Raw genomic sequence first — 17,383 nt, 5'->3', positions numbered from 1 at the left:
TTAGTGCGAGGTCAAGCGCGTGAGCGCAAGTGAAAATTCTTCAACGATTGTAACACGTTTCGCCCCGTCGCCCACTGGCTTTTTGCACATTGGCGGCGCGCGTACCGCGTTGTTCAACTGGCTGTTCGCCCGTCATCATGGCGGCAAATTTCTTTTGCGGATCGAAGATACCGACCGCGCGCGTTCGACCCAGCCCGCGATTGACGCCATTCTGGATGGCATGCGCTGGCTCGGGCTTGATTGGGATGGGGAGCCGGTGTTCCAGTTCGCCCGCGCTGATCGCCATGCCGAGGTCGCGAACCAGATGCTGGCCGCAGGCCATGCCTATCGTTGCTATGCCACGCCCGAAGAATTGGAAGCGATGCGTGCCGAACAGCGCGAAAAGAAGCTACCGATGCGCTATGACGGTCGCTGGCGCGATCGCGATCCGTCGGAAGCCCCTGCGGGCGCGCCGTTCGTCATTCGGCTGAAGGCGCCGCGCGAAGGGGCTGTCACTATCCATGATCGGGTGCAGGGCGATGTCACCGTGCAAAATGCCGAGCTGGACGACATGATCCTGCTGCGGTCGGACGGGACGCCGACCTATATGCTAGCGGTGGTAGTCGACGATCATGATATGGCCGTGACCCATGTCATTCGCGGCGACGATCACCTCAACAACGCGTTTCGTCAATTGACGATCTATCGCGCGATGGGCTGGCCGGAGCCGGTATATGCCCATGTGCCGCTCATTCACGGTGCCGATGGCGCGAAATTGTCCAAGCGGCATGGCGCGCTCGGCGTTGAGGCCTATCGCGACGAAATGGGGATGCTGCCCGAGGCGGTGTGCAATTACCTGCTGCGTCTCGGCTGGGGCCATGGCGATGATGAGTTCATCAGCCGCGAAGATGCGATCCGCTGGTTTGATATCGGTCAGGTCGGCAAGGCGCCATCGCGTTTCGACCAAAAGAAGCTTGAACATCTGAACGGCCATTATATCCGCGAGTCGGAAAATGCCCGGCTGGCGACCTTGGTGCGACCCGATGTCGAGGCCCTTTTGGGGCATGAATTGACGGATTTTGAAGCTGATGTGTTGCTTCGCAGCATGGAATTCATCAAGCCACGTGCTAAAAATCTCAAGGAAATTGCTGCATCTGCGCTGTTTTTGTTCCGCAACCGCCCAATTGCCATGGACGAGAGCGCAAAAGCACTGCTAGACGATCCATCGAAGACAATCCTTGGACTCGTTTTCGCAGCTCTTGAACCGGTCGCGGACTGGACGGCGGACACCCTTGATGGGGTCATTCGTCAGGTCGCCGAAGCGCAGGAGTTGAAACTCGGCAAGGTGGCGCAGCCGTTGCGGGCAGCGCTGACTGGCCAAGCTACAAGTCCGGGTATTTTTGACGTATTATTGCTGCTCGGACGGGATGAAAGCCTCGGCCGCATCAGCGACCAGATGACGAATTGATCAGGGTGGAGACTGTTATGGGTAAGGAAGCAGCACGGCTCGAACTCGCGGGCAATGCTTCGGATTACAAGGTTATGTCGGGCACGGTCGGTCCGGATGTGATCGATATCCGCAAACTGTATGGCAACACTGGCGCATTTACCTTCGATCCGGGGTTTACGTCGACGGCAAGCTGCGAATCCAAAATTACCTATATCGATGGCGATGAGGGCGTTTTGCTCCACCGCGGCTATCCGATCGATCAGCTGGCCGAACAGTCTAGCTTCATGGAAGTGGCGTATCTGCTGCTGAACGGCGAACTGCCGAACAAGCCGACGCTGGAAACCTTCACCCGCACGATCAGCCGTCACACCATGCTGCATGAACAGCTGGCGACCTTCTATCGCGGCTTCCGTCGCGATGCGCACCCGATGGCGATCATGTGCGGTGTTGTCGGTGCGTTGTCGGCCTTTTATCATGACTCGACCGACATCAACGATCCGCATCAGCGCATGGTGGCTTCGCACCGCCTGATCGCGAAGATGCCGACGATTGCGGCCATGGCCTATAAATATTCGGTCGGTCAGCCGTTCATCTATCCGGACAACAATCTGAGCTACACCGGCAACTTCCTGCGCATGACTTTCGGCGTGCCGGCAGAGCCTTATGTCGTCGATCCGGTGGTCGAAGATGCGATGGACAAGATTTTCATCCTCCATGCCGATCACGAACAGAATGCATCGACCTCGACCGTGCGTCTCGCCGGTTCGTCTGGCGCCAATCCGTTCGCGTGCATCGCGGCGGGCATCGCCTGTCTGTGGGGTCCGGCACATGGCGGCGCGAACGAAGCTGCGCTCAACATGCTGCGTGAAATCGGCACTGTCGATCGCATTCCGGAATATATCGCCCGAGCCAAGGACAAGAACGATCCGTTCCGTCTGATGGGCTTTGGCCATCGCGTGTACAAGAATTACGATCCGCGCGCGAAGGTCATGCAGAAGACCGCGAACGAAGTGCTTGAACGCCTTGGCGTCAAGGACCCGATCTTCGACGTGGCCCGCGAACTGGAACAGATTGCGCTGAACGACCCGTATTTCGTCGAAAAGAAGCTCTACCCGAATGTAGACTTCTATTCCGGCGTGATCCTGTCGGCCATCGGTTTCCCGACCACGATGTTCACCGTGCTGTTCGCACTGGCCCGCACCGTCGGCTGGGTTGCACAGTGGAACGAAATGATTTCGGACCCTGAACAGAAGATCGGTCGTCCGCGTCAGCTGTATACCGGCGCGACCCATCGTGATTATGTGGCGGTCGAAAAGCGCTAAGCTTCGATCACACCGATCTGCTTAAGCGGATTTGAAAAGACCCCGCTCTCCTTGATGGAGGGCGGGGTTTTTTTATGGGTAATGTAAAGGTCGCAATGTCGAGATTAGTTTGCTGGAGTGCAGCGATACTCTCGAGCACTGTTCGCGCGCTTTAATCCTGTTATTGCCTTCTGGCATTCATCATAATCGCCCAAATACCCAAAGATGAGCCCGGTTCTCTCCCATTCTCCGGATATATTTCTCATCTCTATCCAATTGTCAGAGTCCTTTCCGACACGATTGTGTGTAACGAGAACCTCAAGGTTGTCGTAGCCGGGGACATTGTCCTCGTTTCCACAGGAGGTAAGCAGCAGTAATACCGTGCTGATGGCGAGCGTCGTAAACCTCATTCCGTCTCACCCTTTACTTGTCCTGAAGTGAGGTCCTCAATACCGGCGCAATAGTCCGGCCAAGCGGCCCTGAATGCGGACCTGACGCGGGTCATAACGCTGTGGGTCATAAGCGCGATTGGCCGGGTCGAGGCGGACCATCGAGCCTTCCTTGCGGAAATATTTCAGCGTCGCTTCATTCTCGTCGATCAGGGCTACGACGATTTCGCCATCGCGCGCGCTTTCGGTACGGCGGACCAGTGCATAATCGCCATCGAGAATTCCGGCGTCGACCATCGAGTCCCCTGCGACTTCAAGCGCATAATGTTCGCCGGGGCCAAGCAGGGCGGCGGGGACGGCGAGGTGGGAATGGCCCTCCAGCGCCTCGATCGGCATACCAGCGGCAATGCGGCCATGCAGCGGGATTTCGAGCACGTCATTGGCAGCGGACGCGCCTGTCTGCGGCTTGGGCGTCGCGGTGCGGGCAGGGGCGAGTTCGACTACATTGTTGTCCGCGTGATCGGCCTGCACATGGCCACGTGATTTGATCGGTGGTGCGCCCTCCGGCACTTGCAGCACTTCCAGCGCGCGGGCGCGGTTGGGCAAGCGGCGGATGAAAGCGCGTTCTTCCAAGGCCGAGATCAGGCGGTGAACGCCCGATTTGGATTTCAGGTCCAGCGCCTCTTTCATTTCCTCGAACGAAGGAGATACCCCGGTCTCGACCAGTCGGTCACGGATGAAGCAGAGCAGTTCAAGTTGCTTGGCAGTGAGCATGGCCATACCTTCGTTCATCTGGAACAATATTCGAACGTATAGGCAACATATTGGAACAGGTCAAGCCGGTAGCCGCTAGATCTAGGATGCGTGGCAATAATGCGGGGGCTTTGTCTTGACCCTTTGCGGGCGGGGGTTTAGAGCGACTTATCTCTCCCGAACCATCCGGGACCGGCGGTGCATGCGCAGTATTGCCACAGAATAGGATGGATCGGGTTCTAAATGCGTTAGAAGCTGCTGTCGCTCATATGAGTGGCTGGCGGCTTTTTGTGCGTTACTGCGCAGGTCAATCGACTGAAGTGCAACGGTTTTTAGCGAAGAAGGCGAAACGCTACATGGCAACCAAGGCAGCCCCATCGGGCTCATCCAAGCGCATCCGCAAGGTGTTCGGCAACATCCACGAAGTCGTGGAAATGCCCAACCTGATCGAGGTGCAGCGCGAATCATATGAACAATTCCTGCGCTCCAATCCAGCGATCGGCTATGTGTCCGGTCTCGAAAAGACGCTGCGCAGCGTGTTCCCGATCCGCGACTTCGCAGGCACTGCGGAACTGGATTTCGTCAATTACGAACTGGAAGAGCCGAAGTACGACATTGAGGAATGCCGCCAGCGCGGGATTACCTATGCCGCACAGATGCGCGTGACCCTTCGTCTGATCGTGTTTGAAGTCGACCCGGATACGGAAACCCGCTCGGTGCTCGATATCAAGGAGCAGGACGTATATATGGGCGATATGCCGCTCATGACCGGCAACGGTACGTTCGTGATCAACGGGACCGAGCGCGTTATCGTGTCGCAGATGCACCGTTCGCCTGGTGTGCTGTTCGACCATGATCGCGGCAAGACCCATGCATCGGGCAAATATCTCTTTGCTGCCCGCGTTATTCCGTATCGCGGTTCGTGGCTCGATTTCGAATTCGACGCCAAGGACATCGTGAACGTCCGCATCGACCGCAAACGCAAATTGCCGGTCACATCCTTGTTGTTCGCCCTTGGCATGAACAGCGAGCAGATCCTGCATCACTTCTACAATCTGATCGTGTGGGAACGTGGTCAGGGCGGCTGGCGCATTCCGTACACCGCCGAAGCATGGCGCAACCAGAAGCCTGCGTTCGACGTGGTGAACGCCGAAACCGGCGAGATCGTGTTCGCGCAGGGCCAGAAGGTCAGCCCGCGCGCTGCCAACAAGGCGGCCAAGGATGGTCTCAACACGCTGCTGATCCCGACCGAGGAAATCTTCGGTCGTTATGCCGCGAATGACCTCATCAACGAAGAAACCGGTGAGATCTACATCGAGGCTGGTGATGAAGTGTCGCCGGAAAATCTCGAAAATCTCGATAAGGCGGGGATTGATCGTCTCGAACTGCTCGACATCGATCATGTCAACACCGGCCCGTGGATCCGCAACACCCTTGGTGCCGATAAGGCCGAGGAACGCGATCAGGCGCTGGATTCGATCTATCGCGTGATGCGTCCGGGCGAACCGCCGACGAAGGAAACCGCCGAGGCGCTGTTCGCTGGCCTGTTCTTCGATGGCGAGCGTTATGACCTGTCGGCAGTGGGCCGCGTGAAGCTCAACATGCGTCTTGGCCTTGATTGCGCCGATGATGTGACGACTTTGCGTTCGGAAGATATTCTGGCCGTGGTCAAGACTCTGGTCGATCTGAAGGACGGCAAGGGCGAAATCGACGATATCGATAACCTCGGCAACCGTCGTGTCCGTTCGGTCGGCGAATTGCTGGAAAACCAGTATCGCGTCGGCCTGTTGCGGATGGAGCGTGCGGTCAAGGAGCGCATGTCGTCGGTCGATGTGTCGACGGTGATGCCGAACGACATGATCAACGCCAAGCCTGCGGTGGCTGCGGTGCGTGAATTCTTCGGCTCGTCGCAGTTGTCGCAGTTCATGGATCAGACCAACCCGCTGTCTGAAGTGACGCATAAGCGTCGTGTTTCGGCGCTCGGGCCGGGCGGTTTGACCCGCGAACGCGCTGGCTTTGAAGTCCGCGACGTTCACCCGACCCATTATGGCCGTATCTGCCCGATTGAAACGCCGGAAGGCCCGAACATCGGTCTGATCAACTCGCTGGCATCGTTCAGCCGGGTGAACAAATATGGCTTTATCGAAACGCCATATCGCAAGATCGTGGACGGCAAGGTGACAACGGATGTCGTCTATCTGTCGGCGATGGAAGAAGCCAAGCACACGATTGCGCAGGCATCGGCAGCGTTGAGCGAAGACGGCAGCTTCATCGAGGAACTCGTGTCCTCGCGTCAGGCTGGTGAATTCCTGATCAGCCCGCGTGAAAACATCACGCTGATGGACGTTTCGCCCAAGCAGCTTGTGTCGGTCGCGGCCTCGCTCATTCCGTTCCTGGAAAACGATGACGCCAACCGCGCACTCATGGGTTCGAACATGCAGCGTCAGGCTGTGCCGCTCGTCCGCGCCGAAGCGCCGTTTGTCGGCACCGGCATGGAATCGACCGTGGCACGGGATTCGGGCGCGGCCATCACGGCCAAGCGTTCGGGCATCGTCGATCAGGTCGATGCGACCCGTATCGTGGTGCGTGCATCGGGTCAGGTCGAAGCGGGCAAGTCCGGCGTCGACATCTACACCTTGCAGAAGTTCCAGCGTTCCAACCAATCGACCTGCATCAACCAGCGTCCGCTGGTGAAGGTGGGCGACATTGTGACCGGCGGCGACGTGATCGCCGATGGCCCGTCGACCGAATTGGGTGAATTGGCGCTGGGCCGTAACACGCTCGTCGCGTTTATGCCTTGGAATGGGTACAACTACGAAGATTCCATCCTGATCTCGGAACGGATCGTGAAGGACGACGTGTTCACGTCGATCCATATCGACGAGTTCGAAGTCATGGCCCGTGATACGAAGCTCGGGCCGGAAGACATCACGCGCGACATCCCGAATGTCGGCGAGGAAGCGCTCCGCAGCCTCGACGAAGCGGGTATCGTGTACATCGGTGCGGAAGTTGAGCCGGGCGATATTCTCGTCGGCAAGATCACGCCAAAGGGCGAAAGCCCGATGACGCCGGAAGAAAAGCTGCTGCGCGCCATTTTCGGCGAAAAGGCATCGGATGTGCGCGATACGTCGCTCCGTCTGCCGCCGGGTGTATCGGGTACGGTCGTCGAAGTGCGCGTGTTCAACCGTCACGGCATCGACAAGGACGAACGTGCCATGGCGATCGAACGCGAGGAAATCGACCGTCTCGCCAAGGATCGTGAAGACGAACGTGCCATCCTCAACCGCGCCACTTATGGCCGTTTGAAGGACATGCTGCTGGGTCAGGTCGCTACGGCGGCCCCGAAGGGCGTGAAGAAGGGCGTGGACATCACATCGGAGCTGCTCGACGAAGTCGAAAAGCATGAATGGTGGAAATTCTCGGTGGCCGATGATGCGGTGCAGGCCGATCTCGAAGCGGTGAAGGCGCAGTATGACGATGCCGTTGGCATCATCACCCGCAAGTTCGAAGACCGACGCGAGAAGCTGGAACGGGGTGATGATCTCGCGCCGGGCGTGCTGAAGATGGTCAAGGTGTTCGTCGCGGTGAAGCGCAAGCTGCAGCCGGGCGACAAAATGGCCGGTCGTCACGGGAACAAGGGGGTTATCTCCCGCATTCTGCCGCAAGAAGACATGCCGTTCCTCGCGGATGGTACGCCGGTTGATATCGTGCTGAACCCGCTGGGCGTGCCTTCGCGTATGAACGTCGGTCAGATCTTTGAAACCCATCTGGGTTGGGCGGCGCGTGGTCTGGGTCGCCAGATCGCGACGGCGCTGGAAGATTGGCGCGATCAGAACCGTGGCGTTGAAGCGGGTTCTGCCCCAAGCGCGGTGCGTGAGCGGATGAAGACGGTCTATGGACCGATCTATGCCGCCGACATTGATAAGCGTTCGGATGCGGAAATCGTCGAAATGGCGGGCCTGTTGACCAATGGCGTGCCGATGGCGACGCCGGTGTTCGATGGTGCGCGTGAATCCGATGTGGCCGATATGCTGGCGCTTGCTGGTCTCGATAGCTCGGGTCAGGTGGAATTGTTCGACGGGCGTACCGGCGATCAGTTCGACCGCAAGGTGACCGTCGGCTATATCTATATGCTGAAGCTGCACCATCTCGTTGATGACAAGATCCACGCCCGTTCGATCGGGCCGTACAGCCTCGTCACCCAGCAGCCGCTGGGCGGTAAGGCCCAGTTCGGTGGTCAGCGCTTCGGGGAAATGGAAGTGTGGGCGTTGCAGGCTTATGGTGCTGCGTACACGCTGCAGGAAATGCTCACGGTCAAGTCGGATGACGTGGTTGGCCGTACCAAGGTCTATGAAGCAATCGTCAAGGGTGACGATACCTTCGAGGCTGGCATTCCGGAAAGCTTCAACGTGCTGGTCAAGGAAATGCGTTCGCTCGGCCTCAATGTCGAATTGAAGTCGATTGAAGAGGGTGACGGTCTGGCCGAAGCGGCCGAGTAACCGCCACCTAACGCACATCTTGAATTATAACCCCTAACCCCTCCCCAATGCGGGAGGGGGCCGGAGTAAAAAAATGAACGAACTGACCAATTTCGCCAATCCGATTGCCAAGCCGGAAACCTTCGACCAGATCCAGATCGGCATTGCGTCGCCAGATCGGATCCGTAGCTGGTCCTATGGTGAGATCAAGAAGCCGGAAACCATCAACTACCGCACGTTCAAGCCAGAACGTGACGGCCTGTTCTGCGCCCGCATCTTTGGTCCGATCAAGGATTATGAATGCTTGTGCGGCAAGTACAAGCGGATGAAGTACAAGGGCATCGTCTGCGAAAAGTGCGGCGTGGAAGTGACCGTTTCGAAGGTCCGTCGCGAACGTATGGGCCATATCGAACTGGCGGCGCCGGTTGCGCATATCTGGTTCCTGAAGTCGCTGCCGAGCCGCATCGGCCTGTTGCTCGACATGCAGCTCAAGCAGCTTGAGCGCGTGTTGTATTTCGAAAACTACATCGTGCTGGAGCCGGGCCTGACCCCGCTTGAAAAGTTCCAGTTGATGAACGAGGACGAACTTCTCGACGCGCAGGACGAATATGGCGAAGACGCTTTCTCTGCCGGGATCGGCGCAGAAGCCGTGCGCGTCATGCTCGAAAATCTCGATCTCGTTGGCGAACGTGATGATTTGCTTAAGGAGTTGGCTGAAACCAAGTCCGAACTGAAGCCGAAGAAGATCATCAAGCGTTTGAAGGTCGTTGAAAGCTTTATCGATTCCGGCAACCGCCCGGAATGGATGATCCTTGAAGTCGTGCCGGTCATTCCGCCTGAACTGCGTCCGCTCGTGCCGCTCGATGGCGGTCGTTTCGCGACCTCGGATTTGAACGATCTGTATCGTCGCGTGATCAACCGTAACAACCGTTTGAAGCGTCTGATGGAACTGCGCGCGCCGGACATCATCGTCCGCAACGAAAAGCGCATGTTGCAGGAAGCTGTTGACGCATTGTTCGACAATGGTCGTCGTGGCCGTACCATCACCGGTGCGAACAAGCGTCCGTTGAAGTCGCTGTCCGACATGCTGAAGGGTAAGCAGGGCCGCTTCCGTCAGAACCTTCTCGGTAAGCGCGTCGACTATTCCGGTCGTTCGGTCATCGTGACCGGTCCGGAATTGAAGCTGCATCAATGCGGTCTGCCGAAGAAGATGGCGCTCGAACTGTTCAAGCCGTTCATCTACTCGCGTCTCGATGCCAAGGGTCTGTCGATGACCTTGAAGCAGGCGAAGAAGTGGGTCGAAAAGGAACGCAAGGAAGTCTGGGACATTCTGGACGAAGTGATCCGCGAACACCCGGTCATGCTGAACCGTGCGCCGACGCTGCACCGTCTTGGCATTCAGGCGTTTGAACCGGTCTTGATCGAAGGTAAGGCGATCCAGCTTCACCCGCTCGTCTGCTCGGCATTCAACGCCGACTTTGACGGCGATCAGATGGCCGTTCACGTGCCGCTGAGCCTTGAGGCGCAGCTTGAAGCCCGCGTCTTGATGATGTCGACCAACAACATCCTGTCGCCCGCGAACGGCAAGCCGATCATCGTGCCGTCGCAGGATATGGTGCTGGGTCTCTATTATCTGTCGATGTTGAAGGAAAATGAGCCGGGCGAAGGCTCGCTGATGTCCGACATCACCGAAGTGCATCAGGCTTTGTTCAACAAGGCTGTCACGCTGCACACCAAGATCATCAGCCGCGTTCCGCAGGCCGATGAAAATGGCAACCAGTATATGAAGCGTTACGAAACGACGCCGGGTCGTATGTTGCTGGGCGAATGCCTGCCGCAGAACCACAAGGTGCCGTTCGATGTCGTCAATCGCCTGCTGACCAAGAAGGAAATCGGCGACGTCATCGATATCGTCTATCGTCACGCCGGTCAGAAGGAAACGGTGCTGTTCGCCGATGCGATCATGTCGCTGGGCTTCCGTCACGCATTCCAGGCCGGTATTTCCTTCGGTAAGGATGACATGGTCATCCCGGCTGAAAAGGATGCGTTGGTCGATGAAACCCGCACCCTTGTGAAGGATTTCGAGCAGCAATATCAGGACGGTCTGATCACGCAGCAGGAAAAGTACAACAAGGTGATCGATGCGTGGTCGCGTTGCGGTGATCAGGTCGCGAACGCGATGATGAAGGGCATTCAGGCCGTTAAAAAGGGCCCGGATGGTCGTGAACTGCCGATCAATGCGATTTACATGATGGCGCACTCCGGTGCCCGTGGTTCGCAGGCACAGATCAAGCAGCTCGCCGGGATGCGCGGCCTGATGGCCAAGCCATCGGGTGAAATCATCGAAACGCCGATCATCTCGAACTTTAAGGAAGGTCTGACCGTCCTTGAGTACTTCAACTCGACCCACGGCGCCCGTAAGGGTCTGGCCGATACAGCGCTCAAGACGGCAAACTCGGGTTACCTGACCCGTCGTCTGGTCGATGTGTCGCAGGATTGCACCGTGATCGAAGAAGATTGCGGCACAGAGCGCGCATTGTTGATGAAGGCGATTGTACAAGGCGGCGCGACCATCGCTTCGCTGGGCGAACGTATTCTTGGGCGTACGACCGCCGAAGACATCATCGACAGCAAGAATGGCGAGATCATCATTCCGGTCGGCACGTTGCTCGACGAAGCAATGATCCTCGAAATCGAAGCCATCGGCACCCAGTCGGTCAAGATCCGTTCGCCACTGGTCTGCGAAACCCGGATGGGCGTGTGCGGCAAATGCTATGGCCGTGACCTTGCCCGCGGTACCCCGGTCAACATCGGTGAAGCTGTCGGCGTTATCGCGGCACAGTCGATCGGTGAACCGGGCACGCAGCTGACCATGCGTACCTTCCACATCGGTGGTGCGGCGCAGGTGAACGAAACGTCGAGCATCGACGCGATTTCGGATGGTACGATCGAACTTCGTGACATGCCGACCCTGATCGATCCGTCGGGCAAGCGCATCTCGATGGCGCGTAATGCCGATCTCGCGATCATGGATAGCGAAGGCCGCGAACGCGCCACCCATAAGATCGCTTATGGTGCGACCTTGCTCGTCGAGCATGGTTCGAAGGTGACCAAGGGCCAGCGTCTGGCCGAATGGGATCCGTTCATGATGCCGGTCATCACCGAAAAGGGTGGTGTCGTGAAGTTCCAGGACATCATCGAAAACAAGACGATGACGGAACAGACCGACGAAGCCACCGGTCTTGTCCAGCGCGTGATCACGGAAAACCGTGGCACCGGCAAGAGCAAGGAAGATCTGCGTCCGCGGATTACCTTGCTGGACGATGCCTCGGGCGAAGCCGCACGCTACATGCTGGCGGCGGGCGCGATCCTGTCGGTCGAAGATGGCGCGATGGTGGAAGCAGGTACGGTGTTGGCGCGTGTGTCGCGTGAAGCAGCCAAGACCCGCGACATCACCGGCGGTCTGCCGCGCGTTGCCGAACTGTTCGAAGCACGCAAGCCGAAGGAAAATGCGATCATCGCCAAGGTGTCTGGCCGCGTCGAATTCGGTAAGGACTATAAGGCGAAGCGCAAGATTGCGATCCGTCCGGACGATGGTTCGGAACTGGTCGAATATCTGGTGCCGAAGTCGAAGGTCATCGACGTGCAGGAAGGCGATTACGTCAAGCGCGGCGACAATCTGATCGGTGGTTCGCCGGATCCGCATGACATTCTGGAAGTGCTGGGGATTGAGCCTTTGGCTGAATATCTCGTCGCGGAAATTCAGGAAGTCTATCGTTTGCAGGGCGTGAAGATCAACGATAAGCACATCGAAACGATCGTTCGTCAGATGTTGCAGAAGGTTGAAATCACCCATGCCGGCGACACGACGTTGTTGCCTGCGGAACAGGTCGACCTTGAAGAAATGCGTGAAATCAATGCGAAGGTTGAAGCCACTGGTGGTCAGCCTGCGCAGGGCAAGCCGATCCTGCTTGGGATCACCAAGGCAAGCCTGCAGACGCGCAGCTTCATCTCGGCGGCATCGTTCCAGGAAACGACCCGCGTGCTGACCGAAGCATCGGTACAGGGCAAGATCGATACCCTGACCGGTCTGAAGGAAAACGTCATCGTTGGCCGTCTGATCCCGGCAGGTACCGGCGCTGGCATGAACCGCATGCGCATTGCTGCAACCTCACGCGATGCAGCGCTCCGCGCCTCGCAGCGTGATTGGCAGGCGCAGCTTGAAGCCAAGGCCCAGGCGGCACGCGCCGCTGCGGCTGCACCGGCACCGGCACCTGTTGCCGATGTGGTGGTGGAAGAGGTGGATACCGACGGCGAATAATTCGCTGTTCGGCTTTCCGAGCCTGATTAAAAACCCCGTCGGTGCGAGCCGGCGGGGTTTTTGTTTGGGGGTGGAAGGTGAGCCCTTGTGCATAGGGGAAGATCAAAAACGAAAAAGGACCGCCGGGCGTGTTGCCCGGCGATCCCCTAACATGGTCAGCGGCCGAATAAGTTCCAGCCCGGGAAACCATGGCGCGAACCTAAGGGAGTGTCCCTTAGCCGCACATCTCCCGAATGAACCGAACCGACCTCTTAACTGAACCATGAGACATCGGATCACCTCCTTTCGCGCTGTTGATTGCAGATCGAAGGTGACGCAGATTCGAAAAAACAACAAGACTTGTAATAAGTTCTAGATTCGGCAATCCTCGACGGCCCGCGCGGATTCGCCAGATGTCGGTAAAACGAGATCCAGACCGCCTTCTACCTGCACCATGAAACGCCCCTGACTATGGACAATCGCATCCAGTAACGGCGCATTCGCGTCGATATCTTGCGTTGCTATGCGGCTGGGGCTGGCTTGATTTGCGACCATATCGAGCTTTGATGTCACGCTGGTGGTGGTGACGGTGACATGCGCAAGGGCGGGCGAGGGGACCGCTATGGCGGTTGGCGTGGGGGCAGGCATCGGCACGTTGAGCGTGAGTCGCCGGTTTGCGCGGTCGCAGTTGAGGATGACCAGCGCCGGGGCGTTACGCACACCAAATTGCGCGGTGGAATTGCGAACATCGCTCGACCATGTCCACACACCGGGGGTGAGCGGGACATCGCGCCATGTCTCGGCGGTCGGCGCGACCAAGGCAGGGGGCGCAGGCTTAGGTGGCGCGGGGGGCGCAGGGGGTGTCGGCGCGCCTGCGCAGCCTGCCAATACCAGTATGATTGAGAAACCGGGGATCAATCGGGATTGGCGGCTACGCATATCTCAGTTCCTTAATCGACGTCTTCGACCTCGACCTTTTCGCCGGTGACGCGCTGCGACAGGGCGGCGGCCATAAATTTATCGAGATCGCCGTCCAACACATCGCCCGGCGCGGTGGACACAACGCCGGTGCGCAGATCCTTCACCATCTGATAGGGTTGCAGGACATAAGAACGGATCTGATGGCCCCAGCCGATATCGGTCTTGCTGGCGGCGGTGGCGCTGGCTTCGGCCTCGCGACGCTGCAATTCCGCCTCATACATGCGGGCGCGCAGTTGGTTCATGGCCTCGGCCTTGTTCTTGTGCTGCGACCGCTGGTTCTGGCACTGCACGACGATATTGGTCGGGATGTGCGTGATGCGGACGGCGGAATCGGTCGTGTTGATGTGCTGACCGCCCGCGCCCGAGGCGCGATAGGTGTCGATCCGCAAATCGCTTTCGTTGATCTCGATGTCGATATTATCATCGACGACCGGATAGACCCAGACGCTGGCGAAGCTGGTGTGGCGGCGCGCGTTGCTGTCATAAGGCGAAATGCGGACGAGACGGTGGACGCCGCTTTCGGTCTTGGCATAGCCATAGGCGTTTTCGCCCTTGACCAGCATGGTCGCGGATTTGATCCCGGCCTGTTCGCCGCCATGATAGTCGATCAGTTCGACCTTCATGCCGCGACGTTCGGCCCAACGGGTGTACATGCGCTGGAGCATGCTCGCCCAATCCTGGCTTTCGGTGCCGCCTGCGCCCGCATTGACCTCGATATAGGTGTCATTGGCATCGGCTTCGCCCGCCAAGAGCGCGGAGACCTTGTCGCGTTCCGCACGTTCGGACAGCTCGGCCAGCGCTTTCACGCCCTCATCGGCCAGTTCTTCGTCGCCTTCGGCTTCGGCTAATTCGATCAGCTCAATATTATCGGCCATTTCGCGTTCGATATTGCGGGTGGCCGAAATGGCTTCATCCAGACGGCGACGCTCGCGCATCACTTCTTGCGCCGCTTTGGGATCGTTCCAAAGCGCCTGATCTTCGACCTTGGCGTTCAGTTCATCCAGACGGCGCAGCGCCTTGTCCCAGTCGAGAAAACGACGGAGCAGGGCGAGGGCCTGGTTGATCTGATCGACTGAGCTTTGCGCTTCGGCGCGCATATGGAATGTCCTTATCGTCTTAAGTGCGTGGTGATCGTTGTCGGAAAGGCGTTAATAGATGCCTTCGGTGCGATCAAGGAATTGGCTGTCGCGCGATTGCCGTGCGGCCTGCGGGTCGAGCTCGGTTTTTTTCTCAACCTTTTTGTCTTTCAGCTCATCGCGGCGGATCGAGCGGACGGGTTCGCTTTCCGGCTTGAATGCTTCCCAGATCACCGGGGCCTTGGGGTCGTCGGTCGGCCATGTGCCGAACACCTTGCGGCCCGAACGGCGGTCGATGCGAACCATGCGAATACCGGCTGGCGCACGGAAGGGGACGACATCCATGCCCGCGAACACATTGCGCGCGAATTGCTTGAAGATCGGCGCGGCGACCGTGCCGCCTTGTGCATAGCCGCCCAGCGAACGAGGCTGATCATAGCCCATATACACGCCTGCCACGATGTCAGCGGAACCGCCGACGAACCAGACATTTGTCGGGCCGGACGAGGTGCCGGTCTTGCCGAACAACGGGCGGTTGAGGTCGCGCAACACGGTCGCCGTGCCGCGCTGGACCACGCCTTCGAGGATGTGGACGACCTGATAAGCGGTCATCGGATCGAGCGCCTGTTTGGTAAAGCGGGCAGGCGGGCGCGGCATCGGCTGGCCATTCCAATCGCGGGCCGAGCAATTCCGCATGGCCTTGCACCGTTCATCGGCGCGGAAGATCACGCGACCGCGCCGGTCCTGAATATAGTCGATCAGGGTCGGCGCCATTTTGCGCCCGCCATTCGCCAGCATGGCATAGGCGTTGGTGAGTTTCATCACCGTGGTTTCGCCTGCGCCCAGCGACATCGACAGCACCGGCTGATAATCGCCGATACCCATGCCGCTGATCGTTTTCACGACATTTTCCATGCCGGTCTGGGTGGCGGCGCGGACCGTCATCAGGTTGCGCGATTGTTCGACGCCCCAACGCATGGTTTGTGGCCCGGCACCGGCCTTGTTATCGAAGTTGCGGAAGCATTTCTGGCCGAGACGCGCCGATTGATAGATGCAGAACGGGCCGTCGACGATGATCGAGGCGGGCGTCATGCCATTGTCGAGCGCGGACGCATAGACGAACGGCTTGATCGTCGAGCCGGGCTGGCGCAGCGCCTGTGTCGCCCGGTTGAATGATGCGTTGCCAGAGGTCGCAAAGCCGCCCTGCATCGCGATCACGCGGCCTGTGGCGACCTGTTCCGCGACCATGCCGCCCGATACTTCCGGAATGCGTTGCAGCGTCCAGACATTGCCGGATTTGGCGACGGGGATGACATCGCCGGATTTGAGCGTCGAAAAAGCGATGCCGCCGCCGCGCCGTTCGAACCGCGCACTCCATTCGGGCAATTGCCCGGTAGAGCCATCGGCAAAACCGATGCGGAGCGTCAGGCCGCTACGGCTCAACACTACGGCGGTGCGCCATTCGGGCGAGCCGGAACCGATATTGGCGGCGGCCAGACGGCTGGCCCATTTATCGTCGCTGGCATCGATCCGGCCTTCCGGGCCTTTCCACGGCTTGCCGCGATCATAGCGCATCAATCCTGCGCGCAGGGCTTGTTCTGCCGCGGCTTGCGCCTTGGGGTCGAGCGAGGTCCGCACCCATAGCCCGCCGTCATAGACGCTGTTCGGGCTGGTTTTGCTGTTTTCGCCATAAGAGGCTATCAACTGGCGGCGGACTTCTTCGAGATAATAACCGCCGATGTCACGATGCTTGCGCGCGGCGCGGGCGACGATCGACAGCGGCATGGCCTGTGCAGCCTGCATTTGCGCGGTCGTGATGAAGCCGTTTTCGCGCATCTGCTTCAACACCCAATTGCGGCGGATCAGGGCGCGTTCGCTATGGCGTTCGGGGCTGTAATTGCTCGGCGCCTTGGGCAGGATCGCGAGATAGGCCATTTCATGCAATTGCAGGTCCGCCACATCCTTGTCGAAATAGGCGCGCGAGGCGGATTGCACGCCATAGGCATTGCGACCGAGGAATATTTGGTTGAGATATAATTCCATGATCTGCTGCTTGGTCAGCACGCTTTCGATGCGATAGGCGAGAATGGCCTCCCGCAATTTCCGCGAGATCGAATATTCGTCGCTGAGCAGCAAATTCTTGGCAACCTGTTGGGTGATGGTCGAGCCGCCGCGCGCGCGCTTGCCAGAGCCGAGCTTGGTCACATAATCGAACACCGCGCCCGCAAGACCCGGATAATCGATGCCGCCATGGGAGAAGAACGTCTTGTCTTCCGCCGAAATATAGGCGTCGACCAATTGTTTAGGAAATTCGTAAAAAGCAAGTTCGACCCGCTGTTCACGGGCGAAGGAAGAGACCGGCACGCCATCCAGACCACGCACATTGCTGGGCAGGGCGGGCTCGTAATTCAGCAATTTGTCCGCATTGGGCAAAGCGCGCATCAGGACGCCCCAGACCAGCAACAGGATCAACAAGGCGCCGCCGCCTCGGATCATCAATCGGCGCGCGCGTGGGATTTGCCATTGCGCCCGCAGCCAATCGATCGCGCCCGATAACTCGCGGCGCAGGCGATTGCTGAACGGTTCTGGCTGTCTGGGCGTTTCGGACTCCATGCAGGCGCGTCTACCTGATGCAGTGGCGCATGTCCATTTCTGCGCGCGGTAATATCGCCCGTA

8 protein-coding genes are annotated in these 17,383 nt (G+C 58.7%); 4 read left to right on the top strand and 4 right to left on the bottom strand.

The annotated features are described in order from the left end of the window. Positions 1–19 precede the first annotated feature (19 nt). A complete protein-coding gene (gene gltX, locus K6117_RS02255) occupies positions 20–1,447 on the top strand; it encodes a glutamate--tRNA ligase (RefSeq protein ID WP_221792130.1) in 1,428 nt (475 codons plus the stop codon). Positions 1,448–1,464: 17 nt separating this feature from the next. Further along, complete coding sequence (locus tag K6117_RS02250) at positions 1,465–2,751, top strand: citrate synthase (protein WP_221792129.1); 1,287 nt, start codon at positions 1,465–1,467, stop codon at positions 2,749–2,751. A gap of 425 nt (positions 2,752–3,176) precedes the next feature. On the opposite strand, the gene lexA is transcribed toward K6117_RS02250, so the two are convergent. Then, positions 3,177–3,893: a transcriptional repressor LexA gene (lexA, locus tag K6117_RS02245; RefSeq protein ID WP_221792832.1), complete on the bottom strand. Its 717-nt coding sequence runs from the start codon at positions 3,891–3,893 to the stop codon at positions 3,177–3,179. Positions 3,894–4,228: 335 nt separating this feature from the next. Between lexA and rpoB the strand changes: the two genes are divergently transcribed. Together rpoB and rpoC are read left to right on the top strand one after the other, a co-directional pair. Further along, positions 4,229–8,371, top strand: coding sequence for a DNA-directed RNA polymerase subunit beta (gene rpoB / locus K6117_RS02240; protein WP_221792128.1), 4,143 nt, complete (start codon positions 4,229–4,231; stop codon positions 8,369–8,371). A gap of 73 nt (positions 8,372–8,444) precedes the next feature. Further along, positions 8,445–12,671 carry a DNA-directed RNA polymerase subunit beta' gene (gene rpoC / locus K6117_RS02235; RefSeq protein WP_221792127.1) on the top strand — a complete coding sequence of 1,409 codons (4,227 nt, stop codon included), beginning with the start codon at positions 8,445–8,447 and terminating at the stop codon, positions 12,669–12,671. A gap of 351 nt (positions 12,672–13,022) precedes the next feature. On the opposite strand, the gene K6117_RS02230 is transcribed toward rpoC, so the two are convergent. The 3 genes from K6117_RS02230 to K6117_RS02220 are packed head-to-tail and all read right to left on the bottom strand — an operon-like array spanning position 13,023 to position 17,320. Beyond that, positions 13,023–13,589 (bottom strand): hypothetical protein, encoded by a 567-nt coding sequence (locus K6117_RS02230; RefSeq protein ID WP_221792126.1) that lies wholly within the window; start codon positions 13,587–13,589, stop codon positions 13,023–13,025. An 11-nt stretch (positions 13,590–13,600) separates the two neighbouring features. Further along, positions 13,601–14,728, bottom strand: a complete 1,128-nt coding sequence (gene prfB / locus K6117_RS02225; protein WP_221792125.1) for a peptide chain release factor 2 — start codon at positions 14,726–14,728, stop codon at positions 13,601–13,603. Positions 14,729–14,779: 51 nt separating this feature from the next. Next, positions 14,780–17,320 (bottom strand): penicillin-binding protein 1A, encoded by a 2,541-nt coding sequence (locus tag K6117_RS02220; protein WP_221792124.1) that lies wholly within the window; start codon positions 17,318–17,320, stop codon positions 14,780–14,782. Between the last annotated feature and the right edge of the window lie 63 nt (positions 17,321–17,383).

The organism is Alteraquisediminimonas sediminicola (assembly GCF_019740335.1).
GTDB lineage: Bacteria > Pseudomonadota > Alphaproteobacteria > Sphingomonadales > Sphingomonadaceae > Alteraquisediminimonas > Alteraquisediminimonas sediminicola.
This window is presented reverse-complemented; position numbering and strand designations above follow the sequence as displayed.

Coding starts and splice junctions, on each gene's coding strand:
- K6117_RS02250 (WP_221792129.1), top strand. CDS start 1,465: ATGGGTAAGGAAGCAGCACGGCTCGAACTCGCGGGCAATGCTTCGGAT.
- lexA (WP_221792832.1), bottom strand. CDS start 3,893: ATGCTCACTGCCAAGCAACTTGAACTGCTCTGCTTCATCCGTGACCGA.
- rpoB (WP_221792128.1), top strand. CDS start 4,229: ATGGCAACCAAGGCAGCCCCATCGGGCTCATCCAAGCGCATCCGCAAG.
- rpoC (WP_221792127.1), top strand. CDS start 8,445: ATGAACGAACTGACCAATTTCGCCAATCCGATTGCCAAGCCGGAAACC.
- K6117_RS02230 (WP_221792126.1), bottom strand. CDS start 13,589: ATGCGTAGCCGCCAATCCCGATTGATCCCCGGTTTCTCAATCATACTG.
- prfB (WP_221792125.1), bottom strand. CDS start 14,728: ATGCGCGCCGAAGCGCAAAGCTCAGTCGATCAGATCAACCAGGCCCTC.
- K6117_RS02220 (WP_221792124.1), bottom strand. CDS start 17,320: ATGGAGTCCGAAACGCCCAGACAGCCAGAACCGTTCAGCAATCGCCTG.